This window comes from Mycobacterium sp. NPDC050041 (assembly GCF_049541695.1).
Lineage (GTDB): Bacteria > Actinomycetota > Actinomycetes > Mycobacteriales > Mycobacteriaceae > Mycobacterium.
Genome location: NZ_JBMVDG010000008.1, coordinates 90,115 through 111,395 on the forward strand (window position 1 = coordinate 90,115; position 21,281 = coordinate 111,395).

Below are 21,281 nucleotides of genomic sequence, written 5' to 3' on the forward strand. Positions count from 1 at the left end.
GCGAACGCATAGCCGGCGTGGCGGCGGGTACCCCCCGCGCCATGGCGAAGATCGGATACTTCCTGTCGTGTGAGCAGTACACCCCTGCCGAACTGGTGGACCAGGCCAAGCGTGCGGAGGCCGCGGGCTTCGACTCCCTGTGGATCTCGGATCACTTCCACCCGTGGAACGACGAACAGGGCCAGAGCCCGTTCGTGTGGGGGGTGATCGGCGCCCTGTCGCAGGTGACCTCGCTACCCGTGTCGACGGGGGTCACCTGCCCCACCATCCGCATCCATCCGGCGATCATCGCCCAGGCGGCCGCCACCGCCGCCGTCCAGCTCGACGGCCGGTTCGTGCTGGGCGTCGGCAGCGGGGAGGCACTCAACGAGCACGTCCTCGGCGATCACTGGCCGTCTGTCGGCGTCCGGCTGGAGATGCTCGAGGAGGCCGTCGACGTGATCCGGCTGCTGCACGGCGGCAAGGAGGTCAGTCACCACGGCCTGCACTACGAGGTGCAGGAGGCCCGCATCTACACGCTCCCCGAGCAGCCGGTGCCCATCTACGTCTCGGGCTTCGGCCCGCAGGCCGCCGAGCTGGCCGGCCGCATCGGCGACGGCTTCGCCACCACGATGGCGGACGCCGAGCTGATCAAGACGTTCCGCGACTCCGGTGGCGGCGACAAGCCCGTGCAGGCCGGCACCAAGGTCAGCTGGGACCGCGACGCCGAGAAGGGCCTCGACGCGGCGCACCGGCTGTGGCCGAACGAGAGCCTGCCCGGTCAGCTGGCCCAGACGCTGCCGCGGCCCGGCGACTTCGCCGACGCCGGCGCCCTGGTGCCGCGGGAGAAGGTCGCCGAGTCGGTGACGTGCGGCCCGGACCCCGACAAGCACGCCGCGCAGGTGCGCGAGTACCTCGACGCCGGGGTCGACGAGGTCTACGTCCAGCAGATCGGACCGGACCTCGACGGCTTCTTCGAGTCCTGGCAGCGCGACGTGCTGCCGCAGCTGCGGTCCTAGCGCACCGAGCCGCCGAACAGGTCGAGCAATTGGCCGGTGCGCCACCAGATCAGCGCCGCCAGCACCACCAGTACGGCTGCCGTCACACCAGCTTGGATCAGGTTGCGCTGCTCGCGCGGGGCGTAGGCGTACGCCGCGGCCACCGCGGCACCGGTGATCAGCCCGCCGATGTGGCCCTGCCAGCTGATGTTCTGTGAACTGATCAGCGGATAGACGAACGTGAAAGCGAGGTTCAGCACGATGATCGCGGCGATCCCGCGGATGTCCAGGTTGAGCCGCTTGGCCACCACGAACGTCGCGCCGAAGAGGCCGAACACCGCCCCGGAGGCGCCCGCGGTGCCGGTGTTGAGCGGGGAGAGCAGGTAGACCAGCACCGAGCCGCCCAGTGCGCTCAGCCCGTAGAGCGCGCCGAAGCGCAGCCGGCCCAGCGCCGCCTCCAGCGGCGGCCCCACGTAGTACAGCGCCAGCATGTTGAACAGCAGGTGGGTGATGCCGTAGTGCAGGAACGCCGACGTCACCAGCCGCCACCACTCGCCGGACGCGACGCCGGGCGCCCACAGCACGAGCTCGCGCTCCAGCTCGGGCATCGCGGACTGCAGCACGAACGCCAGCACGTTGACCGCGATGAGCACGTAGGTGACCATCGGCTTGGTGGCGCCTGCGCGGCCGCCGAACGGGGTACGCACCGGCCGCACCGTCCTGGCGCCGGCGTTCACGCACTCGACGCACTGATGGCCCACCGCCGCTGAGCGCATGCACTCACCGCAGATGTACCGCCCGCAGCGGTTGCAGCGCACATAGGTCTGCCGGTCGGGATGGCGGTAGCAGGTCGGCGTCTCGGCCGGCGACTGCTGCGGATGCGGGTAAGCCATGGTTACAGCGTCCCGAACAGTTCGATCCAGTTGCCGTCGGGGTCGGCGACGAACATCCAGCCCATCCCCGGCACCGGCGCGAATTCCGTCAGCGGTTCGACGATGTCGTAAGGCGACGCGGCGAACTCCTCGGCGACGGCGCGCAGCTTCTGCACCCCGATCGTGAAGTACCGGACCCCGGCCTGGGCCCGCCCGCCTCCCGGCGCCGCGGGTTGCGGCGGCGGCGGGTCGTAGGTCACCAGCTTGAGCACGCCGTTGCCCAGCGTGTAGCGCCGCTGCGTGCCGCCGGGGAACTCGAGCTCGCCCTGAAACTCCAGCTCGAGGAAGCCCTCGTAGAACGTCACCATGGGGTCGGGATTCGTGGTCACCAGGCCGACTTCGATGCCGGGGGTGAGCAGATCGAACTTCACCTACGCCATTGTCCCGGTCGGCGCGCGTGCCCCGCGCGCGGCCGTCAGGAGCCGGGGGTGCTGAACTCCATGATCAGCCGGGTCAGCCGCAGCGCCTTGATCCGCCACGCGCCGTCCTGGCGGACCCAGCGCTCGTGGTAGTGGCCGTAACCGGTGAGTGCCGGACCGTTCTCCCACACCACCCGGTCCTGCATGGCCCACACGACGGTGGCCTCGTCACCGTCGACCTCGATCAGCGGGGTGTGTACCTGGTGGGCGGAGCGGGCGTTGGTCAGCGAGGACCGGATCATGTCGACGGCGGCGTCGCGGCCGGTGATGACGGGCACGCCGGTGCCGCCGTCGCTGACGTCGAGCTCCATGTCGTCGGTCATCAGGTCGCCGAACCCGGCCCAGTCGCGGGTGTCCAGGGTGTAGCAGTAGCGGCCCTTGGCGTGGGTGAGGGCGAGGAAGTCCTCGGGAGTCGTCGTCATCGGTCTAGGACACCACGATCCGCAACCGCTCCCAGCCCCGGACCGTCGATGTCGGGGCGAGTTCCATGCTGTCGTAGTCGATGCCCCACTCGGGCCACCGGTTGAGCAGCTCGTCGAGCGCGATCCGGCCTTCCATGCGGGCGAGGTTGGCGCCGAGGCAGTAGTGCACGCCCTTGCCGAAGGTCAGGTGGCTGATGTTGTCGCGGCCGATGTCGAACGTGTCGGGGTCGCGGTAGCGGCGCGGGTCGCGGTTGGCGGCGCCGAACAGCAGCAGGATCGCGCTGCCCGCGGGCACGGTGGTGCCGTACAGCTCGTGGTCGCAGGCGAGGTATCGCGCGACGTGCGGGCCGGTCGGCTCGAACCGCAGCGTCTCGTCGATCGCGCGGTTGAGCAGCGAGCGGTCCTGGGCGACCCGGCGGCGCTGGTCGGGGTGTTCGGCGAGCACCTTCGCCAGCCAGCCGATCAGCCGGCCGGTGGTCTCATTGCCCGCACCGGCCACCACCTGCGTGTAGTGCAGCACCTCCTTGCGGGTGAGCTTGCGGGTGACGCCGTCGGCGTCGGTGAACTCGACGTTGAGCAGCGCCGTCATCAGGTCGTCGGAGGGGTTGTGCGAGCGCCATTCGACGTAGTCGGCGTAAATGCGGCCGTCGGCGATCCTGTCGGCAGCGACCACCTTCATCGGCGCGCCGCGCTGGGTGCGCAGGTTGGCGTCGTTGGCGTCACGCACCGAGACCTGTTCGGACTCAGGGATTCCCAGCAGCATGCCGATCACCCGCATCGGCATCATGGCGGCCAGTTCGGCGATGATGTCGAAGCCGTCGCTGCCGACGTGCGGGTCGAGGCAGCCGATGCAGAACCGGCGGATCTGGTCCTCGATCTCGGCCATCCGGCGCGGCGTGAACACCCGCGACATCAGCCCGCGCAGCATGCTGTGCACGGGTGGGTCCTCGAACATCATCACGCCCTCGGGCATGTCGAAGTCGGACTGCACGAGTTCGAGGATGTCGCTGCGGGAGTTCGAGAACGTCTGCCAGTTCGACAGCGCGTCCTCGACGTCGGCGTGCCGGGAGATCGCCCAGAAGTCGTAGCGCTCGTTGTAGTAGAGCGGCGCCTCCTCGCGCAACCGCGCGTAGGTCGGGTAGGGATCGTTGACGATGTCGACGGAGTAGGGGTCGTAGTAGACCGCGGCGGCGGTGGTCATCATGGCTCCCTGCGTGCACTGAGCGATCGCTCAACAATGCGTCCCGTGTATGACTAGCAGCCCGCAGGCGGGGCGGTCAACGGTTCAGGCGGTGGCGCCGTGCGCGCGTTCGGGCATCGACCGCGGGATCAGGCCCACCGGGTCGCACAGGTCGAGGACGCGGCTCACCGCGCGGCTGGGCAGCACGTGCCACGTGGCGTCACTGCGGGTCAGGTGGGCGTTGATGGCGTGTAGGGCGGCGATGCCGTCCACCGCGATGAAGTCCAGGTCGGTGAGGTCCAGCGTGACGGAACGGGCGGCCGCGGGTATCGCCTCGTACACCGCGACCGCGAAATCCTTGGCGTTGGCGGCGTCCACCTCGCCGCACACCCTCACGGTGGTGCGCCGCGACGCCCCACGCCCACGGGTACTGCCGACAGCCGCCACCCGCGATGCGATCGGCGGCCGGCACGCGGATACCCGACCGTGCAGGTATGCGATCGTCACGGCGTGACTCCATCAGCAGGGGGGTCCGGTGGGCGTTTCGTTCCCACTGCAAAGGACAACCAAACCTGTGGTGGAAATAATTTCCGTCAGGCCGGCGCGACCGGGCGCAAGGTGGCGGCGCACCCGTCGAAGCCCAGATACACCCGGGTGCCCTGCGGCGACGGGTCGATGGCGAACCGGTCGGCGAGTGCCCGCATCAGCGGGATGCCGCGGCCCCGCGCGGACGTTCTCGATGCGGGTGCGGCCTCCCGCCACCTCCCGCGGTCGGCGACGGTGACGGCGAGGACGCCCGGGCCGTCGCGGTGGGCCTGCAGGCAGAACGTCCGATCCCGCCCGCCGTCGCGGTAGGCGAACTCGGCGGCGTTGGCCATGGCCTCGTTCACCGCGAGCACGATGTCGCTGTACCGGACCGAGTCCAGCCGGAAACCGGTCCGCAGCCACCGGGAGAACTCCTCCCGCAGGCTGCTCACCGCGCCGGCATCGGCGGCCACGGTCCGGACGAAGGCGGCGTCCGCGCTGTCGGTCAAGGCGTGTGCGAAAGACATGGTCTTTGTGGGCTACCCGCTTCCCCGCGGAGTCACTCGCCGCGGCAGGTCACGGTCTGACGTGATCCAGGGCACCATCGAGTGTCGGGAACAGCGTGATCACGTCGGTCAGCCCGGTGATCTTGAGCGGTCTGCTGGTCGCCGGACCATCGGCGACGACCGCGAACCGGATCGCGGGCGTGACCTCGTGGTGGGTGTTGACCAGGACCTGCATGCCGGCGGAGGCGAGGAATTCGACGTCGGTCAGGTCGATGATCACGGCGGTGGGCCGCTGTGCGACGACCGCACGGACCTTCTCGGTCAACGCCGGCGCGGTCAGCATGTCGATCGCACCGGACGCGCGCACGACGACGACGCTGCCGACCCATTCCTCACGATCGTCTTCAGCGGTCACAGCCCACCTCGTCTCGGCGCCGTCGACGACGCGCACAGAAAGAAAGGAGGCTGCAGGCTGAACCCGGGAATCGCCGCCATCGGACCCAGCGGCGTCGGACGGCGGCTCACAGCGTATCCGACCGCCGCACTCGTCGGATGATGAGGCGCAGCGAGTGCGGCTACGGTGAATGGTGATGGCGAGTAACCGGATGGCGCAGGAGCCGTCGGCGATCCATGCGGAGACCGTGGCAGCGGTGCAGCGCCGTGCGCTGATGGAGTCGGTCGAGGTCGATCTCGCCGGTTCGCTCAACTACCGCAGGACCGTGCTGCGGGTGCTCAGCCTCATCCGGCCCGCGATCGCGGACTGGGCCGCGCTGGTGATGCCCGACAACCGCACCGGTGGACTCGAGGTGCACGGTGGCGACGACGTGGCCTTCACCGAGGTGGTGCCGCGCTCGGTGGTCGACGGCCTGGCCACCGACCGGGTGCTGCGCACCGGCCACCGCGAGCTGCTGCACTTCGGGATCGGGGCGGACCCGGCGGGCTCTGCCGAGCACGGGATGTTCGGCATCATCCGGCATCCGCGGCTGCGCGAGCAGGTGGACGCGCTGCGGCCGGCCGACGTGCTGTTGCTCGGGTTGACCGCCCGCGGGGCGACGGTGGGCGTGCTGATGATCACCCGCGGCCAGGGTCGCGGATTCGACGACGACGAGGTGGCGTTCGCGGAGCGGATCGCCTCCCGCGCGGCGGTCGCACTCGACTCGGCCCGCCTCTACGAGGAGCGGGCGCGGGTGGCGACGATCCTGCAGCGCAGCCTGCGGCCACCCGCACTTCCGGAGGCGGGCGACATCCGGCTGGCCGCGCGATACCGGCCCTCGGCCGAACACCTCGAGATCGGCGGCGACTTCTACGACGTGTACGGAGCCGACGGCGACTGGCTGCTGGCCCTCGGCGACGTCTGCGGAAAAGGCGTCGAGGCCGCCGCGCTGACCGGCCAGACCCGCCAGAGTCTGCGCACCGCCGCCTATTTCGACCCGCGGCCTGCCGTGGTGCTCGGCGCTCTGAATCACGTGCTGTGGCAACCGGGTTCCGACCAGTTCGTCACCGTGGTCTGCGCGCGGGTCCGGACGTCCGCCGACGGCGGGGCCGACGTCGAGATCGCGGTGGCGGGCCACCCGGCGCCGATCGTGCTGCGTGCCGGCGGCGACGTCGAGCAGGTCGAGATCTTCGGCACCGCCATCAGAGTGCTGCCGCAGGCGACGTACCGCACCGCGACGCTGCGCCTGGAGCGCGGCGACACCCTGCTGATGTTCACCGACGGGGTCGACGAGGCCCGTGGCGGCGACGGCTTCTACGGCGTCGACCGGCTGACGGCCCTACTGCCCGCCTACGCGGGCGCCGCGCCCGCGGTGGTCTGTGAGGCCATCGAGCAGGACGTCATCGAATTCGTCGACGGCGGCCCGCACGACGACATCGCGCTGCTCGCGGTGACGTGCGGGAGGTGAACACCGCCGTCCTGACGGACGCGCTGAACGGTTACGAGCAGGCCCTCTCGGCCAACGATGCGGTGGCCGCGACCCTCCTGGTGACCCGTCTGCTGGCCGACGGCGCCGATCCGGTGGCGGTGCTGACCGACGTCGTCGCGACCGCGCAGCGCACCGTCGGGTCACGCTGGCAGCGCGGGGAGTGGACGGTCGCCGAGGAGCACGCGGCCACCGCGATCGCGGTCGCGGCGACGACGGCGGTGGCCGGACACGTCCGGCAGGTGCCGGTGACCCACGGCCGCGTGCTGGTGGCGTGCGCCGAGCGGGAGTGGCATGCGCTGCCCGCGATGATCATCGACTGCGCGCTGCGCGCCAACGGCTGGGACAGCACGCTGCTCGGCGCCTCCACCACGCCGTTGCGGCTCAGCCAGCACCTGCAGGATCTGGGCCCGGATGCGATCGCGGTGAGCTGCTCGATTCTCGGTTCGCTGCCGACGACGCGGCGGTTCATCGAGGCGGGCACCGGCGCGGGCGTGCCCGTCGTGGTCGGCGGACCGGCGTTCGGCTACGACGACGTCCGGGCCACGGCGCTGGGGGCGACGGCATGGGCGCCCGATGCCCACGGGGCGGTCGCGGTGCTTGCCGGTCTGCCCGCGGTGGTGCCGCCTGCAGGCCCGTTGCCCGCCGACGCCGTCGCCGAGCAATCCGCCCTCGACCTGGATCACCGGCGGCTGGTCGCGCTGCTGCGCGATCGGTGGTCGCTGACCCGCGAGGCGGACGCGGACAGCCGGGTGCACGACGTCGCCGACGACGCGCTGCACCAGGCGCTGCACGCGGTGGCGGCCGCCCTTCTCACCGGAGATCCCCGCCCGGTCGCCGAGACCTCCGCGTGGATCGCCGACCTGCTGCGCACCCGCGGCGCGGACGCCGCTGCCATCACCGAACTCGCGGCACTGATGACAACGGCGCTGCGCGACTACCCGCTGGCGGGCCGCCTGGTCGCCGAACACTTCACCGGCGAGTGGCCGGTGCTCTAGGCAGGCACGTGCTCGCGGGATTCGGTGGCCTCGGTGCTCAGCTTGTCGCCCTCGACGTCGACGTCGGGCAGCAACCGGTCCAGCCAGGCCGGCAGGTACCAGGCCCGCTCCCCGAGCAGCGACATGACCGCGGGTATGAACACCATCCGCACCACGAACGCGTCGAACACCACGGCGACGGCCAGCGCGAAGCCCATCGACTTGGCCACGGAGTCGGGCGACAGGATGAACGCCGCGAACACCGAGATCATGATGACGGCCGCACAGCTGACCACCCGCGCACTGCGCTGGAACCCGGTGATGACCGCCTCCTGCGCGGTGCGGTCGGTGTCGCCGGTGACGAACTTCTCGCGCATCCGCGTCACCAGGAACACCTGGTAGTCCATCGCCAGGCCGAACACGATGCCGATCAGGAAGATGGGCAGGAAGCTGATGATCGGCCCGGGGTCGGACACCAGCCCGAACCAGCCCTCCTGGAACACCGCGACGGTGGCGCCGAACGTCGCACCGATCGACAACACGAATCCCAGTGTCGCCGTGAGAGGTACGAGCAGGGAGCGGAACACCAGCGTCAGCACCAGGAAGGCCAGCCCCACCACCAGTGCCAGGTACGGCACCAGCGCCTTGGTCATCGATTCGGACAGGTCCGACAGGATCGCCGTCTGCCCGGTCACGCCGAACTGCACGCCGGTGGCGTCGGTGATGGCCTGCTCGAGACCGCGGATCGAGTCGACGAGGGCCTGGGTCTGCGGGCTGCTCGGCCCGCTGGCCGGGATGACGCTGATCAGCGCGCCGGTGCCGTCGGGATTGAGCTGCGGCGGGGCGACCATCCGCACGTCGGGCAGCGCCTGGATCTCCTTCGCGAGCGCCTGGTAGCCGGCCGGGGCAGCGGAGGCCCCCCTGCCGTCGGCGACGACGATCAGCGGGCCGGTGATGCCTTCGCCGAACCCCTGGTCGAGCAGCTTGACGGCGTTCTTCTGATCGCTGGTGGCGGCCACGTCCATGCCGAGCTGCAGCTTGAAGGTCGGCAGTGCGATCACGCCGAGCGCGAGCACCACCGCGATGATCGCCGGAACAGGATGCGCGGCAATCATTTTGGCCCAGCGCAGTCCGTTGGTCGGCGCGGTGTCCGGTTCGTCGCCCTGGCGCAGCCGCTTGATGCGGCCGGCGAAGGCGCGGTGGCCGAACAGTCCGAGGAACGCGGGCAGCAGCGTCACCGCCGCGAGCACGGCCATCACCACCGCCAGCGCCGCGGTCAGGCCCATCACCGAGATCATCGGGATGCCGACGACCGTCAGACCGACCAGGGCGATGACGACGGTCAGGCCTGCGAACACCACCGAGGACCCCGCGGTGCCGACGGCCCGGCCGGTGGCGTGGGCGCGGTCGTCGGTGACGCGGAGTTCGTTGCGGTAGCGCGACACGATGAACAGCGAGTAGTCGATGGACACCGCGATGCCGAGCATCGACGACAGCATCAGCGCCGAGGAGTCCATGTCGACCAGCGACGTCGCACCGGTGATCAGGGCGATCGAGATCCCGACGCCGAACAGCGCGGTGATGATCGGCAGGGTCGCGGCCACCACCGAGGCGAAGGCGATCACCATCACCACCAGGGCGACGGCGAATCCGATGGCCTCCGAAGGGCCCTGCTGCGGGGTCTGCCCGTTGTAGAGAGTGCCGGTGCCCTCGACGGTCAACCCGCCGTCGCGCGCCTTCGCCATCACGGACTCCAGCGCGTCGATCTGGTCCTTGGACACGTCGACGAACTTCTGGTCGTAGGTCACGTCCAGGTAGGCGATGGTGCGGTCCTTGCTGACGCTCGTCGCACCCGCGGACGTGGTCAGCGGGTTCATCAGGGTCTGGCCCTGCACGTGCGGCAACCCGCGCAACTCTCCGACGAGCCTGTCGACCGCGGCGACGGTCTCCGGGCGGTCCAGCGTGGCGCCGGCGGGCGCCTGGAGCACCACCTTGGCCTGCGCCATCTCGTCGATGTCGCGTTGCGCGGGGAACTTCTGGTCCATCAGGTCGCTCGCCTGCTGTGACGCCGAGCCCGGCAGCGAGAAGTCTTTCTGGAACGGCTGGGCCAGTGTGGTACCGGCCAGCGCGGCCAGCAGCAGCCCCACCCAGAGTCCGATCACCAGCAGCCGGCGGCGGTACGCGAAGCCCCCGACGCGATACAGGAATGTCGCCATGGTTAGTCGGGCTACCCGGTTCGGCGGCGAGTATTCCGTCGGTCAGCCGGGTGTGAGCCGGAACACCATCTCGACGGTGGTGCCTGCCGCCGACGGCCCCAGGTCGACGCGTGTGCTGACCGCCCGCATCATCGGCAGCCCGCGGCCGCGGGTGCGCGGCTTCGCGTCGGGGATCTTCCACGCCCCGAAATCGACCACGCGGGTGACGATCTCGTCGCCCCACACCGCGGCGTCCACGATCATCACGCCGGCGGCCACGTCGCGGTAGCCGTGCTCGACGCTGTTGGTGCACGCCTCGTTGACCGCGAGCACGACGTCGGTGGCCAGCTCCTCGCCCGCGCCGACCTCGGCCAACCAGGCCGTCAGCTCGGTGCGGACCCGGCCGAGGTGAGCGGGGGTGGCGGCGATCTCCAGGTGCAGCGGTTCGGGTGGCCGGCGGTAGACCAGCACGGCGACGTCGTCGTCGTACCCCGACGGCGGGGCCAGCTCGCGCAGCACCGCGTCGGCGATGGTGTCGGCGTGCGAGGACATCTCGCGTTCCAGCACCCGGGTGACGCGGTCGATGCCGTCGTCGATGGACGCGTCCCGCCGTTCCACCAGGCCGTCGGTGTAGAGCAGCAGCGCCGAACCGTGCGGCAGGGTGCGGGTGGCCTGCGGGCGCGGTCCCGTGCGCCGCACCGCCAGCGGCACCGCCCCGGCGTCGGAGAGCACGGTGGGCGGCGACGCGGGCGCGGCGAGCACCGCGGGCATGTGACCGGCGCTGCTGTAGCGCAGTTCGCCGGTCCGGATGTCGAGGATGGCGAGGAATACCGTCGCGCAGTAGGCGTGCGGGATGAGCGCGGCCGCCGAGTCGAGCTCCTCGAGCAGGACGGCGGGCTCGGCGCCGGTCAGCAGCAATGCGCGCGCCGAACTGCGCAGCTGACCCATCACGGCGGCGGCGGGCAGCCCGCGCCCCACGCAGTCGCCGACGATGATGCCGATGTCGTGGTCGCCGATGGGCAGCACGTCGTACCAGTCGCCGCCGATCTCCAGCGGCGCGACCGCCGGTTCGTAACGCACCGCGAACCCGGCGGGCGGGCTGGTGGTGGGCAGCATCGCCCGCTGCAGGGTCAGCGACGCCTCGCGCGCGGCCTCGAACTGGCGGACGTGCTGGATCGCCAGGCCGAGGTGGCCGACCAGCGCTGTGAGCAGCAGCCGGTCGTCGGCACTGATCTGCCGGGGCCGGGAGTGTTCGAGCACCACCGCGGTGTCACCGGCGCCGGGCAGCATGGCGACGATTCCGCAGGCGGTGTCCGAATCATCTGGCGGCAACACGGGTTCGATGGTCAGCGGCGGCCACTGCCGGGCCTCGCCCAGGGTGACCTGCAGGGCCGGGTCGAGGTCGGACCACTCCGTGCCTGCCGGCTCACCGGCCGCCCGGACCGCGGGCTCCTCGTCGGCGGTCAGCCAGGTCACCGTGAGCACCCGCTGCAGGTCGATCGCCGTGCGGCATTCGTCCAGCGTGATCGCCAGCACCTCGGCCATACTCTTGGCCAAGCCGATCGCCGTGGCCAGCCGGGCGAGCAGCCGTTCGCGCTCCGAGGCGGCCCGCGCCAGGGTGACGTCGCGGATGGTGCCGACGTACGCCTCCCGGCTCCTTCCCGCCGCGGGCACCACGTTGATGCTCACCGCGGCCCAGCCTGCGGTGCCGTCGCGGCGCCGGATCTCCGTCTCGGACTGGATGTCCCCGGCCTCGGTCAGCTGGTTGAGCTGCCGGGCGGCCAGCGCCTGGTCGGCGAGCCACGGGTAGGGCCACCGGTAGGGCAGGCCCGCCGCGTCGTAGCCGGTGATGTCGGTGAATGCGTCGTTGATCTCCACCACCGCGCCGTCTCCGTCGGCGATGAAGAAGCCTTCCTGCAGTGCGTTGACCAGTGCGCGGCGGAACTGGTCGCGGTCGGCGAGGCCGTCGGCGCGGGCCCGCTGCTGCTCGTACCGCTCTGTGCCGTCGAGGAATCCGCGGGTGGCCACGTCCAGGGCGGCCAGCGCCTGGAGCAGGAACTGCAGTGCCGCAGCCGGTTCCGCCCCGGCGTCGCCCCCGTCGAGCAGCCGGAAGTGGTTCTCCACGATGTCGAGCGTGCTGATCCGCTCGGCCAGCGCGCGGCGGCCCAGTTCGTGGCCGACCTCGAGCGTCGCCTCGTCGCGCCCGGCCAGATAGGCGCGCAGCGCGTCGGCGTAGGCGGAATGGAACTCGTCGGTCATGACGCCGTCCCGCGGTGGCGGGCCACCAGCACCAGCGCGTCGTCGCCGTCCCTGCCGTGCCGGTGCAGGATCTGCTCGGCGAGGGTGTCGGCGGGTGCCGCGAAATCGAGTGCCTGCAGCCGGTTCTCGTCCAGGCCGTCGCTGGCCATCACGAGCAGGTGGCCCGGCCGCACCGGGAGGCCTTCCGGCGCGGCAATGTCGGGCAGCCGGTAGCCGACGATGCCGCCGAGCAGCCGGGCCGACGAGCAGGTGTCGACTCCGCTCGGCGCGCGCGCGACCAGGTCCGCCGACACATTGCCGACGCCGACCCACTGCAGGATGCCCGCGCCGAAGTCGATGCGCGCAAGCGTGATCGCGGCGCCGCGGGTGTCGGTCATCTCCCGGTGGCACTGGGCCATCAGGTCGTACAGCGGCCGGTCGTCGGCGTGCCGCAGCACCTGCTCGGCGCACCGGGCCGCAGCGGCCGCGGGTTCGCCGTGCCCGAGGCCGTCGATGACGCCGAACAGCGCGGCGTGCGGGCCGACCCCCACCGCCACCGACCGGTCGCCGCACACCACCTGGCCGGCCACCGGCCGCGCCGCCGCTGCCCACTCCATCGGGCCGAGCCGCCCGTGCTGGGCCATCGTCTCAGCCATCGTCGGGCGCCCACTTCCACATCTCGACGACGGTGCCCTGCCCCGGTGTCGACTCGACGATCAGCCGGTCCATCAGCCGCCGGGCGCCGGGCAGGCCGAGGCCGAGGCCGCGGCCGGTCGAGTAGCCGTCCTCCAGTGCGCGGTCGATGTCGGCGATGCCGGGGCCGTCGTCCTCCGCACGCACCACCAGCGCCCTGCGCCCGTCGCGGTACTGCACCCCCACCCGCACCTCGCCGCGGCCCGCGTAGCTGGTGATGTTGCGCGCGATCTCCGAGATCGCGGTGGCCACCATGGTCACGTCGGTCAGCGAAAAGCCCAGTCGGCGTGCGAGTTCGTGGCCGGCCTGACGCGCGGTGACGATGTCGTCGGAGTCGTTGACGTCGACGACGAAGTCCGCCGACCGCGGCGGTGTCACCGTCGCGGCCGTTCGTCGCCGGGCGCCCGGCGGTGCAGCAGCGCCAGCCCCTCCTCCAGGTCGAGTGCGGTGTGCATGCCGTCGAAGACCAGGCCCAGCTGCACCATCGCGAAGGCCACCTCGGGCTGAAGGCCGACGATCACTGTGTCGGCGCCGCGCAGCCGCGTCATGTGCGCGATCGTCCGGAGTGACCGGGCCGCATAGGAATCCATCACGTCGATCGCGGTCACGTCGACGATGATGCCCTGCGCGCGGAACCGGCTGACCCGTTCCATCAGGTCGTGCTGCAGCCGCTCGGTGTCGGAGTCGGTCAGCGCGGCCTGCACGGTCGCGATCAGGATCGCGCCCTGCTTGAGGATGGGTACCGGCATGGAAGTGGTTGCGGCGCAGTCGGCGCGCTCAGCCGTTCTGCTCGCCGGTGCGGCTCACCTCGTATCCGAGCAGGCGTTCTGCCTCCTCGATGCCGCCCTGCAGGTCGCCGACAGCGTTCATCTTCGACAGGTCGAGGCCGATGGTGACCAGCGTCAGGGCGATCTCCGAGGACAGCCCGGTGATGATCACGCTGGCGCCCATCAGGCCCGACGCGTCGACGGTCTGCACCAGGTGGTTGGCGACGGTGGAGTCGATGGTCGGGACGCCGGTGATGTCGATGACCACCACCTTGGCGCGGTTGGCCCGGATGGCCCGCAGCAGCTGTTCGGTGACCTGGCGGGCGCGCTGGCTGTCGAGCACGCCGATGATCGGCAGGATCAGCAGCTGCTCGCGCACCTGCAGCACCGGGGTGGACAGCTCGCGGATGGCCTCCTGCTGCTGGCGGATGATGCGCTCGCGTTCCTGGACGAAGCTGACGCCCACGGTGTTGGCGATGCGGTTGGCGGCCGGCTCGTAGGCGTCGAGCACGCGGTTGAGCAGGTCGAAGTCGGTCTGGTACTTCTCGAACAGCGAGCGGGCGAGCACGTCGCGCAGCAGCAGCACGATGCCGAGCACCTCGTCGGTCTCGACGCCCCGCGGGATGATGCGCTCGGACAGGTCGCGGGCGTAGGCCTGCAGGGCTTCCACGCTGCCGGTCTCCAGCACCTCGACGTAGTTGTCGTACACCGCGGTCGCCTCGGAGAACAGTTCCTCCGGCGTCATCGCGGTGAGCAGTTCGGCGGCGGTGATGCGGCGGGCCCATTCCTCGCGCAGCACCGTGCGGTTCTGCCGCAGATGCTTGACCAGCTGCGGCAACAGCCCCTCGGTGGAAATGCCGGGCGTGCCCGCGGCGGTGAAATCGGTCGACATCTCGGTCATGTGCTCTCCCGGCCAGCGCATGCGCGCACCCGGCGCGCGAGTCACCTGACGAGCCTATCCCGGTGGTGAGCCCGTTTCCGGTGAAGTATTTTTTCCGTGTTGCCCGAGACGGTTAGGCTTCCAACGTCCGCCCACCGGCGGATGGCGACGTAAGGACGGCAGTTGTCAGCTTCGCAAGCGATCTCCACCTCGGTGCAGCACGTCGACGGCATCGCGGTGCTCGCCGTGGGCGGCGTGGTCGATCTCGCCACCTCCGCCACCCTCGAGGAAGTGGTCGCGGGCCTGGTGGACGAGCGTCCCGCCGCCCTGATCATCGACCTCTCCGAGGTGACGTTCCTGGCGTCGGTGGGCCTGCAGATCCTGGTCGCCACCCACGAGAAGGTCAGCGGGTCGGCGCGCTACGCGGTGGTGGCCAGCGGCCCCGTCACCGCACGGCCGATCCAGCTGACGCGCCTGGACGACGTGTTCCCGCTGCACGCCACGCTCGACGACGCGCTGGCCGATCTGCGCGACGGCGACGCCACCGTCTGACCTGCTCAGCCCGCCGCAGCGGCGCCGGCCGCATCCCGCAGCACCCGTTTCAACCGCTCCAGCGGATCGCCGCCGCGCGGGTCCAACCGTCGCGGGTCGTCGGGCCGCTGCTCCTCGTCCTCGGTCGGTGACCCCGCCGACGGGGGCGGTGGCGGTGGGGGCGGCGGAGGCGGTGGTGGCGGCGGTGGTGGTGGCGGCGGCATCGCGTCGGCGTTCCTGATCTTGGCGGCCAGTCGTTCGGCGGCGTCGTCGCGGATGGCGCGGCGCTCCTCGTCCGGGTCGGTGTTGCCTTCGAAGCACTCCGGCGGTGCGCCTTCGACGACGGCCAGCGCGCTGGTGTAGCGCTCGCGGGCGGCCACCGGGTCCCTGGCGAAGCCGGCCAGGTCGCCCTGGGTCTCGCGGACCAGCTCGAGGTTGACCCGCACCGGGCAGGACTGCGCGGCGTCGGTGCGGCGCAGCGCCTCGTCGAACTCCACGTCCGCGTCGGCGAGGCGGCCGTCGAGCACCGCAAGCGTGCCCGCGGCGAACGGCGCCTTCGCGGTCTCGACGAGGTTGCCGAACTGCAGCACCGACACGTCGGAGGACAGGCCGTCGAGGTCGCCCTCGGCGTAGTCGTCGACGGCTGAGCTCCCCGCCGCCACCATCGTGACCAGCTTGAGCGCGACCACCAGCGCGAGCAACGCCACCGGCGCGGAGAGCAGCAACAGCCGCCTGCGCAGTCTCAGCCGCCGCGGGGCCGGCCCCCGCCGGCGCGTCACGAGGTCACCGCCCGCCGGGCCGCCCGGTGCCTGCGCAGCTCGCGGACCATCAGGTAGATCTCGGCCAGTGCCAGCGCGGCGGCCAGCAGCATGAACAACCAGTACCACTCCGTGCGCGGGGTGTTCTGCGCATTCTCGGTGTCGGCGGACGACGGGGCGGGCAGCACGCTCTCCAGCGGTGGCCCCGCGTCGCGCCGGGCATACGGCACGCCCAGCTGGTCGGCGACTTGCTGCAGCGCGGCCTCGTCGAGCGGCGCGCCACCGTCGGGTCCCGGTGTGCCGTAGCCGAGCACCGCACCGCCGTCGACCATGCCCGTCTCCAGCTCGAAGCGGCCCTGCGGCGCCTCCGACCCGCCCGCGCCGGAGCCGAGGTAGAAGACCAGGTTGCGGGACTGCGGATACTGCTGGCCGGCTTGAATCAGCTGATAGCGCAGGGGATTCGCAGCGGCGGCGACGTTGACCTGCGCCGCCGCGTCGGGCGGGTCGGCATACGGGGTCAGCGCGGCGGCCACCGGTTCGAGGCTCCACGCATCGTCGGACAGCGGCCAGTCCAGCGACGGACGGGCCGCGAAAGAGATCATGGCGAACCGGGCCTGCGGGTAGCGCTCGATGAGGGCCTCGATGTCGGTCCGCATGCCCTCGATCCGGGGCCGGCCGCCGTAGTCGGCGACGCCGGAGTCCACCGAGCGGTCCACCACGAAGAAGACGTTCGGCCCGCTTGCCGGGGCCGCCGCAGCGGAGTCCGCTTCGACGGTGCCGGCCCCGGGCCGGGCCAGCGCCGCCAGCACCAGCAGCACCGCGAGGGTCAGGCCGCTCCAGCGCAGCGCCGCCGCGCGTCGCTGCGCGCCGGTGGCCACGAACACCTGGCGCAAGGTGACCAGCCGGGCGACGACGAGCGCCGCGGCCACCACCGCGAGGATCGGCCCGGGCAGGACGGGGTCAACACTCATCGGTGCCGTCTCCTCTTCGCGCAAGCGCTCATCGACGCAGCACCACCAGGGCCACCGACAACACGGCGGCCGACAGCAGCGCCACCGTCAGCGGCACGGTCGGCGACTCGCCGGGCAGCTTGCTGAACAGCCCGCTGTCGGCGGGGACGGCGGGCGGCGGGTCGGCGCGGATGGCGTCCAGCCGGGTGGTGAGCTGGTCGGCGCCGCCGCCGACGCCCGCGGGCAGTTGACGGAAGAACTGCCCGCCGGTGCGTTCGGCGAGGTCTTCGAGCGCGGCGTCGGCGTCCCGGGACGACTCGGTGGGATCGGCCACTGCGACGATGTTCACCTGAGCGCGGGCATCGGCCGCGAGGTCGCCCACCTGGTCGGCGGTGAACAGTCCGGGCTCGGCGCCGTCAGTGCGAAACACGCTGGGCCCGAGATAGATCAGCGAGCGGCGGTACGCGGTCGCGGGCCCGTCCGTCGGAAAGCCGGTGAGGCACAGCGCGAGTACGTCCTCGACGGTGCGCGCATAGTCGACGTAGGTGACCGCGGGCGCGAACGAGCCGGCCTCGTCCGATGCCGGCTCTAGGCCGGCGTAGTCGTTGAATCGGCCTGCGGCGTACTGGTAGTCGCGGGTGAGCGGGACGACCCGCCGATTGGACGACGTCAGTCCGATGCGTTCGGTGCCGGGGCCGGTGGTGACCTGTCCGGCGAAGTAGGACAGGAACGCGGCGGTGGCCGGATCGGTGGCGGGCTGACCCACGCAGAGCATCACCTCCTCGGGCTGGCTCTCCTCGGCGGTGCGCACGTCCACGGGCCGGGCGCCCGCGATCACGGCGGCGCCGAACAGCACCGCCAGCATCAGCACGGTGGCCAGCGCGGAGGCCCGGCGGACGCGCGCGGCCCTGGCGTACTCGGGCAGCCGGGTGAGGCGGTCGACGTTGGCCAGCGGTCGCAGTCGGCGCGGCGCGTGCGCCATCGGCAGCAGTACGGCCAGGCCGACAACCACGGCCAGGAGTGCGAACCCGGCGATCGCGACCGGCCACCAGGTCAGCTCCATGGTCGGTGTTCGCTCATAGCGCGCTTGGCATACCCTTCGCGTCGGCTCTCAACACGTCGGCCCGGTTTGCTGTGGTCACCGCGAGGCGATCCCGCGGATGATCCGGTCGCAGACCTCGTACATGTCCCGTTGCGCGGCTTCGGGGTCCTGCGCGCGGGACACGTACAGCGCCGCCTCGTCGAGCGCGCCGAGGAGCACGTGGGCCGTCGGCCGCACCGGTTGCTCGGGCAGCACGCCGTCGGCGATGGCCTGCGAGAGCATCGCCTCGATCACCCCCAGCCCGTAGCGCGCCCCGACCTCGCGCCAGTGCTCCCAGCCGAGCACCGCGGGCGCGTTGACGAGGACGATCCGGTGCACGTCCGGGGCGGCGCAGTGGTCGAGGAACAGCCGGACGCCGTGCCGCATCGCCTCGAGTTGGTCCCCTGGCGCCGCGGTGGCGATGGCCTCGGCGATGCTCGCCACGAGTTCCTCCTCGACCTGCTCGTACACGGCCTCGAACAGCGCCGCCTTGTCGGAGAACTGGTGGTAGAGGGCGCCCCGGGTGACGCCGGCCGCCGCCACGATCTGCTGGGTGGACACGTCGGCGAAGGCGTGGTCGGCGAACAGTCGGCGCCCGGCCGCCATCAGCCGGGCGCGGGTCTCGGCGGTGCGCTCCGCCTGAGTGCGGCGCACGGGCCGGCCGTCCGGGGAACCGTTGACTTTCATACAGTCTGCACGTAACTTTCATACCGAGTGTTTGTAAATGTCGATCGAAGGATATCCGAGATGCCACAGCTGAACCTGAAGGACACCACCCTCGACTACCGCGTCGTCGGCCCGGAGGACTCCCCGCATCCCCCGGTCCTGTTCGTGCACGGCATCCTCGTCGATCACCGGCTGTGGTCGGGGGTCGCAGACGAGTTGGCGCGCAGGGGCTTCCGCTGCGTGCTGCCGGACTGGCCGCTCGGATCGCACATTCGCCCCGCGGGCGATCGCGCCGACCTGTCGCCGATGGGCGTGGCCACGATGGTCCGCGACACCATCTCCGCGCTCGGACTGGAGAACGTGACCCTGGTCGGCAACGACACCGGCGGCGGCATCTGCCAGCTGGTGGTCGACGCCTATCCCGAGTCCGTGGGCAGGCTGGTGCTGACCAACTGCGACGCGTTCGACAAGTTCCCGCCGTTCCCGTTCAACCTGGTGTTCGCGACGTTGCGCGGAAACCTGTCGATCAAGCTGCTGATGAACCTGATGAGGATCACTGCGCTGCGCCACTCCCCGATCGGCTTCGGGATGTTGTTCCGGACGGATCCGACACTCACCGCGGCGTGGGTGGCGCCATGCCAGAACGATCAGCGGATCCGGCGGGAACTCGCGAGGCTGCTGCGCAACGTCGCGAAGACGGACCTCACCGACGTGGCATCGCGCCTGCCCCGGTTCACCAAGCCGGTCACGGTGGTGTGGGGCATGCTCGACCGCAGCTTCACCCCCGCTCTCGGACGGCGCCTCGTCGCGCTGTTCCCCGACGCCACCTGGGTCGAGGTGCCGGATGCCCGGACGTTCGTCGCCCAGGACGCCCCGCTGGCGGTGGTCGACGCGATCAGCTCGATCACCGCAAAGACCGACGCCTGAATCAGCACCGCGCTAACTGGGAGCGCGCTACCATTTGGATGTGGCGCGCACAGCTCACCAACGATCGGACGCGTTCGCGAACGTCAGCAGGATCGTCGCCGCCGCGCGCGAGATCTTCGCGCGCGACGGCACTTCCGCGACCCTGAGCCAGGTGGCCAAGGCCGCGGGCGTCGGCAACGCGACGCTGTACCGGCATTTCCCGAACCGCCGCGCGCTGGCCGCCGCGGTGTACGAGGACATCGTCGTCAACGACATCCGGCCGACGATCACCGCGCTGGGCGACAACGCGCCGCGCGAGGCGTTCATCGACGCGCTGGCCCGTCTCGAGGACGCCATGTTCGAGCAGCGGCCACTGCTCGCCTCGATGGGTGACCTGGCCGAGCTGACCGTCGACCTGTTCACCCGCGACCGCGAGCAGTTCGAGGCGATGATCGCGCACGCCAAGGAGTCCGGACTGCTGCGGGCGGACCTGACCGCGGACGACGTGGTCAACTTCGTCGCGATGGTGACCACCGCGTCGGTGGCGATGAACCAGCCGAAGGCGGTGCGCCGGCGCTACCTGAGCCTCATGTTCGACGCGTTCAGTGCCCAGGGCGCGCAGGCCTTGCCCACGCCTCCTTTGCGTTGACTTTGCATTGAGGGCGCCCCTCACTCGCACTTCTGCACCCTCATCGCAAAGTCAATGCGAGAAGTAGAGCCGGTGCGGTGAACCTTTTCGCGTCCCGCCTCGTAGAGCCTTCTGAACACTCACAACGAATGGAAGGCACGACCATGAGGACCCACCTGTTGATCTCCGCCGGTATCGCCGCGGCGGCTTGCGCGACGATCCTTGCACCGACGGCGGCGGCCGAGGCGGCCTCTGGACCGGCGGGGCACTCCATTGCGACCTTCGAGACCCACGGGGCCGAATGCGCCGCTACCGATCGAAACCCGCGGAGGCAGACCGGATTCGTCCTGCGTGACGAGGACGGGAAGAACCCATTCGCGGTGGCCGACTCCCGCAGGGTCGCCCTCAAGGCGGACTGCTCGCGTTGACCCGACCGGCGCCCACAGGCCGCCTCGGTACTGTGGAGCGTCGAGGCGATTCGGAGGCGATACACGTGGCGACGGAAACGCGCAGGGGACTGAACGACGCGATCACACGATTCTGGAGTGTGGCCGCGCCCTTGTACGACCAGCAGCTCCTGCAACGCCTGGTGTACCGCCCCGCGCAGGACGAGGTGGTCGACCGGCTGCGCACCCACGGGGCCCGGCGGATAGCCGATATCGCTTGCGGCACGGGCATTCTCACTGATCGCATCCAGCGCGAGCTCGGGCCGGACGAAATCTACGGCGTCGACATGTCCGACGGGATGCTCGAGCAGGCGCACGCCCGGTCAGCGAAGGTCGACTGGCGCAAGGGACCGGCCGAGCGGTTGCCGTTCGACGACGGTGCGCTCGACGCGGTCGTCACCACTTCGGCGTTCCACTTCTTCGACCAGCCGGCCGCCCTGCGCGAATTCCATCGCGTGCTCGCGCCCGGCGGGCTGGTCGCCGTCACGACGATCAATCCGAATCTGCCGGCGCCCTTCGACCGGCTGACGCTCGGCCGCCGCAGTCCCGCGCACAACCCGTCGCCCGCGCAGATGCGCACGCTGTTCACCGACGCCGGATTCACGCTCGTCGACCAACACCGGGTCCGGCGTCCAGGATGGACCCAGCTGGTGTCCGACATGATCACCGTCGGCGGCCGGTAGCC

25 protein-coding genes are annotated in these 21,281 nt (G+C 71.0%); 8 read left to right on the plus strand and 17 right to left on the minus strand.

Annotated features, from left to right (window positions below; genetic code table 11):
• Positions 1-41: 41 nt before the first annotated feature.
• Positions 42-998, plus strand: a complete 957-nt coding sequence (locus ACPCHZ_RS22465; RefSeq protein ID WP_423486768.1) for a TIGR03557 family F420-dependent LLM class oxidoreductase — start codon at positions 42-44, stop codon at positions 996-998.
• On the opposite strand, the gene ACPCHZ_RS22470 is transcribed toward ACPCHZ_RS22465, so the two are convergent.
• The 7 genes from ACPCHZ_RS22470 to ACPCHZ_RS22500 form a co-directional block, all read right to left on the minus strand.
• Entirely contained in the window at positions 995-1,870 is an 876-nt protein-coding gene (locus ACPCHZ_RS22470) for a rhomboid family intramembrane serine protease (protein WP_423486769.1), read from the minus strand. The two genes, ACPCHZ_RS22465 and ACPCHZ_RS22470, sit on opposite strands and share 4 nt — an antisense overlap.
• A 2-nt stretch (positions 1,871-1,872) precedes the next feature.
• The gene (locus ACPCHZ_RS22475; protein WP_423486770.1) at positions 1,873-2,280 is read right to left on the minus strand and encodes a VOC family protein; all 408 of its coding nucleotides are present in this window, start codon (positions 2,278-2,280) and stop codon (positions 1,873-1,875) included.
• Positions 2,281-2,324: 44 nt separating this feature from the next.
• Positions 2,325-2,750 carry a nuclear transport factor 2 family protein gene (locus tag ACPCHZ_RS22480; protein WP_364982354.1) on the minus strand — a complete coding sequence of 142 codons (426 nt, stop codon included), beginning with the start codon at positions 2,748-2,750 and terminating at the stop codon, positions 2,325-2,327.
• A gap of 4 nt (positions 2,751-2,754) precedes the next feature.
• A complete protein-coding gene (locus tag ACPCHZ_RS22485; RefSeq protein ID WP_423486771.1) occupies positions 2,755-3,951 on the minus strand; it encodes a cytochrome P450 in 1,197 nt (398 codons plus the stop codon).
• 84 nt (positions 3,952-4,035) lie between these two features.
• A complete protein-coding gene (locus tag ACPCHZ_RS22490) occupies positions 4,036-4,437 on the minus strand; it encodes an STAS domain-containing protein (protein ID WP_423486772.1) in 402 nt (133 codons plus the stop codon).
• Between the two features lie 86 nt (positions 4,438-4,523).
• Positions 4,524-4,964 (minus strand): ATP-binding protein, encoded by a 441-nt coding sequence (locus ACPCHZ_RS22495; RefSeq protein WP_423486773.1) that lies wholly within the window; start codon positions 4,962-4,964, stop codon positions 4,524-4,526.
• 67 nt (positions 4,965-5,031) lie between these two features.
• Complete coding sequence (locus ACPCHZ_RS22500) at positions 5,032-5,376, minus strand: STAS domain-containing protein (RefSeq protein ID WP_423486774.1); 345 nt, start codon at positions 5,374-5,376, stop codon at positions 5,032-5,034.
• Positions 5,377-5,551: 175 nt separating this feature from the next.
• Between ACPCHZ_RS22500 and ACPCHZ_RS22505 the strand changes: the two genes are divergently transcribed.
• Complete coding sequence (locus ACPCHZ_RS22505; protein ID WP_423486775.1) at positions 5,552-6,862, plus strand: PP2C family protein-serine/threonine phosphatase; 1,311 nt, start codon at positions 5,552-5,554, stop codon at positions 6,860-6,862.
• On the plus strand, positions 6,859-7,878 hold the full coding sequence (locus ACPCHZ_RS22510; RefSeq protein WP_423486776.1) for a cobalamin B12-binding domain-containing protein: 1,020 nt from the start codon (positions 6,859-6,861) through the stop codon (positions 7,876-7,878). The genes ACPCHZ_RS22505 and ACPCHZ_RS22510 overlap by 4 nt, the downstream gene beginning before the upstream one ends.
• Here the strand turns inward: ACPCHZ_RS22510 and ACPCHZ_RS22515 are convergent.
• Genes ACPCHZ_RS22515 through ACPCHZ_RS22540 form a run of 6 tightly spaced genes read right to left on the minus strand, consistent with a single transcriptional unit; the run spans position 7,875 to position 14,651 of the window.
• Positions 7,875-10,073 carry an MMPL family transporter gene (locus ACPCHZ_RS22515; RefSeq protein WP_423486777.1) on the minus strand — a complete coding sequence of 733 codons (2,199 nt, stop codon included), beginning with the start codon at positions 10,071-10,073 and terminating at the stop codon, positions 7,875-7,877. The two genes, ACPCHZ_RS22510 and ACPCHZ_RS22515, sit on opposite strands and share 4 nt — an antisense overlap.
• 42 nt (positions 10,074-10,115) lie before the next feature.
• Positions 10,116-12,311, minus strand: coding sequence for a SpoIIE family protein phosphatase (locus ACPCHZ_RS22520; protein ID WP_423486778.1), 2,196 nt, complete (start codon positions 12,309-12,311; stop codon positions 10,116-10,118).
• Positions 12,308-12,934, minus strand: coding sequence for a SpoIIE family protein phosphatase (locus tag ACPCHZ_RS22525; protein WP_423486905.1), 627 nt, complete (start codon positions 12,932-12,934; stop codon positions 12,308-12,310). The genes ACPCHZ_RS22520 and ACPCHZ_RS22525 overlap by 4 nt, the downstream gene beginning before the upstream one ends.
• 4 nt (positions 12,935-12,938) lie before the next feature.
• Positions 12,939-13,361: an anti-sigma regulatory factor gene (locus ACPCHZ_RS22530; RefSeq protein ID WP_423486779.1), complete on the minus strand. Its 423-nt coding sequence runs from the start codon at positions 13,359-13,361 to the stop codon at positions 12,939-12,941.
• Entirely contained in the window at positions 13,358-13,732 is a 375-nt protein-coding gene (locus tag ACPCHZ_RS22535; RefSeq protein ID WP_423486780.1) for an STAS domain-containing protein, read from the minus strand. The genes ACPCHZ_RS22530 and ACPCHZ_RS22535 overlap by 4 nt, the downstream gene beginning before the upstream one ends.
• Before the next feature lie 28 nt (positions 13,733-13,760).
• Entirely contained in the window at positions 13,761-14,651 is an 891-nt protein-coding gene (locus tag ACPCHZ_RS22540) for an STAS domain-containing protein (protein ID WP_423486781.1), read from the minus strand.
• 162 nt (positions 14,652-14,813) lie between these two features.
• On the opposite strand from ACPCHZ_RS22540, the gene ACPCHZ_RS22545 reads away from it, so the two are divergent.
• The gene (locus ACPCHZ_RS22545) at positions 14,814-15,182 is read left to right on the plus strand and encodes an STAS domain-containing protein (protein WP_364982324.1); all 369 of its coding nucleotides are present in this window, start codon (positions 14,814-14,816) and stop codon (positions 15,180-15,182) included.
• A gap of 5 nt (positions 15,183-15,187) precedes the next feature.
• On the opposite strand, the gene ACPCHZ_RS22550 is transcribed toward ACPCHZ_RS22545, so the two are convergent.
• From ACPCHZ_RS22550 to ACPCHZ_RS22565, 4 genes are all read right to left on the minus strand, one after another.
• On the minus strand, positions 15,188-15,940 hold the full coding sequence (locus ACPCHZ_RS22550; RefSeq protein ID WP_423486782.1) for a hypothetical protein: 753 nt from the start codon (positions 15,938-15,940) through the stop codon (positions 15,188-15,190).
• A complete protein-coding gene (locus ACPCHZ_RS22555) occupies positions 15,937-16,890 on the minus strand; it encodes a VWA domain-containing protein (RefSeq protein ID WP_423486783.1) in 954 nt (317 codons plus the stop codon). Before ACPCHZ_RS22555 ends, ACPCHZ_RS22550 begins: the two co-directional genes overlap by 4 nt.
• A 28-nt stretch (positions 16,891-16,918) precedes the next feature.
• Complete coding sequence (locus tag ACPCHZ_RS22560; RefSeq protein WP_423486784.1) at positions 16,919-17,932, minus strand: hypothetical protein; 1,014 nt, start codon at positions 17,930-17,932, stop codon at positions 16,919-16,921.
• Positions 17,933-18,007: 75 nt separating this feature from the next.
• Positions 18,008-18,637, minus strand: coding sequence for a TetR/AcrR family transcriptional regulator (locus ACPCHZ_RS22565; RefSeq protein ID WP_423486785.1), 630 nt, complete (start codon positions 18,635-18,637; stop codon positions 18,008-18,010).
• A gap of 60 nt (positions 18,638-18,697) precedes the next feature.
• Here ACPCHZ_RS22565 and ACPCHZ_RS22570 point away from each other — a divergent pair, with 60 nt between their 5' ends.
• From ACPCHZ_RS22570 to ACPCHZ_RS22585, 4 genes are all read left to right on the plus strand, one after another.
• On the plus strand, positions 18,698-19,543 hold the full coding sequence (locus ACPCHZ_RS22570; RefSeq protein WP_423486786.1) for an alpha/beta fold hydrolase: 846 nt from the start codon (positions 18,698-18,700) through the stop codon (positions 19,541-19,543).
• Positions 19,544-19,583: 40 nt separating this feature from the next.
• On the plus strand, positions 19,584-20,171 hold the full coding sequence (locus ACPCHZ_RS22575; RefSeq protein ID WP_423486787.1) for a TetR/AcrR family transcriptional regulator: 588 nt from the start codon (positions 19,584-19,586) through the stop codon (positions 20,169-20,171).
• 128 nt (positions 20,172-20,299) lie between these two features.
• The gene (locus tag ACPCHZ_RS22580) at positions 20,300-20,578 is read left to right on the plus strand and encodes a hypothetical protein (protein WP_423486788.1); all 279 of its coding nucleotides are present in this window, start codon (positions 20,300-20,302) and stop codon (positions 20,576-20,578) included.
• Between the two features lie 65 nt (positions 20,579-20,643).
• Positions 20,644-21,279, plus strand: coding sequence for a class I SAM-dependent methyltransferase (locus ACPCHZ_RS22585; RefSeq protein WP_423486789.1), 636 nt, complete (start codon positions 20,644-20,646; stop codon positions 21,277-21,279).
• Positions 21,280-21,281: the final 2 nt, after the last annotated feature.

What these genes read in the sequence shown, in the direction of transcription:
- ACPCHZ_RS22465 (WP_423486768.1), top strand. Translation starts at nt 42, where the DNA reads ATGGCGAAGATCGGATACTTCCTGTCGTGTGAGCAGTACACCCCTGCC.
- ACPCHZ_RS22470 (WP_423486769.1), bottom strand. Translation starts at nt 1,870, where the DNA reads ATGGCTTACCCGCATCCGCAGCAGTCGCCGGCCGAGACGCCGACCTGC.
- ACPCHZ_RS22480 (WP_364982354.1), bottom strand. Translation starts at nt 2,750, where the DNA reads ATGACGACGACTCCCGAGGACTTCCTCGCCCTCACCCACGCCAAGGGC.
- ACPCHZ_RS22485 (WP_423486771.1), bottom strand. Translation starts at nt 3,951, where the DNA reads ATGACCACCGCCGCCGCGGTCTACTACGACCCCTACTCCGTCGACATC.
- ACPCHZ_RS22505 (WP_423486775.1), top strand. Translation starts at nt 5,552, where the DNA reads ATGGCGAGTAACCGGATGGCGCAGGAGCCGTCGGCGATCCATGCGGAG.
- ACPCHZ_RS22515 (WP_423486777.1), bottom strand. Translation starts at nt 10,073, where the DNA reads ATGGCGACATTCCTGTATCGCGTCGGGGGCTTCGCGTACCGCCGCCGG.
- ACPCHZ_RS22520 (WP_423486778.1), bottom strand. Translation starts at nt 12,311, where the DNA reads ATGACCGACGAGTTCCATTCCGCCTACGCCGACGCGCTGCGCGCCTAT.
- ACPCHZ_RS22525 (WP_423486905.1), bottom strand. Translation starts at nt 12,934, where the DNA reads ATGGCCCAGCACGGGCGGCTCGGCCCGATGGAGTGGGCAGCGGCGGCG.
- ACPCHZ_RS22535 (WP_423486780.1), bottom strand. Translation starts at nt 13,732, where the DNA reads ATGCCGGTACCCATCCTCAAGCAGGGCGCGATCCTGATCGCGACCGTG.
- ACPCHZ_RS22540 (WP_423486781.1), bottom strand. Translation starts at nt 14,651, where the DNA reads ATGACCGAGATGTCGACCGATTTCACCGCCGCGGGCACGCCCGGCATT.
- ACPCHZ_RS22555 (WP_423486783.1), bottom strand. Translation starts at nt 16,890, where the DNA reads ATGAGTGTTGACCCCGTCCTGCCCGGGCCGATCCTCGCGGTGGTGGCC.
- ACPCHZ_RS22560 (WP_423486784.1), bottom strand. Translation starts at nt 17,932, where the DNA reads ATGGAGCTGACCTGGTGGCCGGTCGCGATCGCCGGGTTCGCACTCCTG.
- ACPCHZ_RS22565 (WP_423486785.1), bottom strand. Translation starts at nt 18,637, where the DNA reads ATGAAAGTCAACGGTTCCCCGGACGGCCGGCCCGTGCGCCGCACTCAG.
- ACPCHZ_RS22570 (WP_423486786.1), top strand. Translation starts at nt 18,698, where the DNA reads ATGCCACAGCTGAACCTGAAGGACACCACCCTCGACTACCGCGTCGTC.
- ACPCHZ_RS22580 (WP_423486788.1), top strand. Translation starts at nt 20,300, where the DNA reads ATGGAAGGCACGACCATGAGGACCCACCTGTTGATCTCCGCCGGTATC.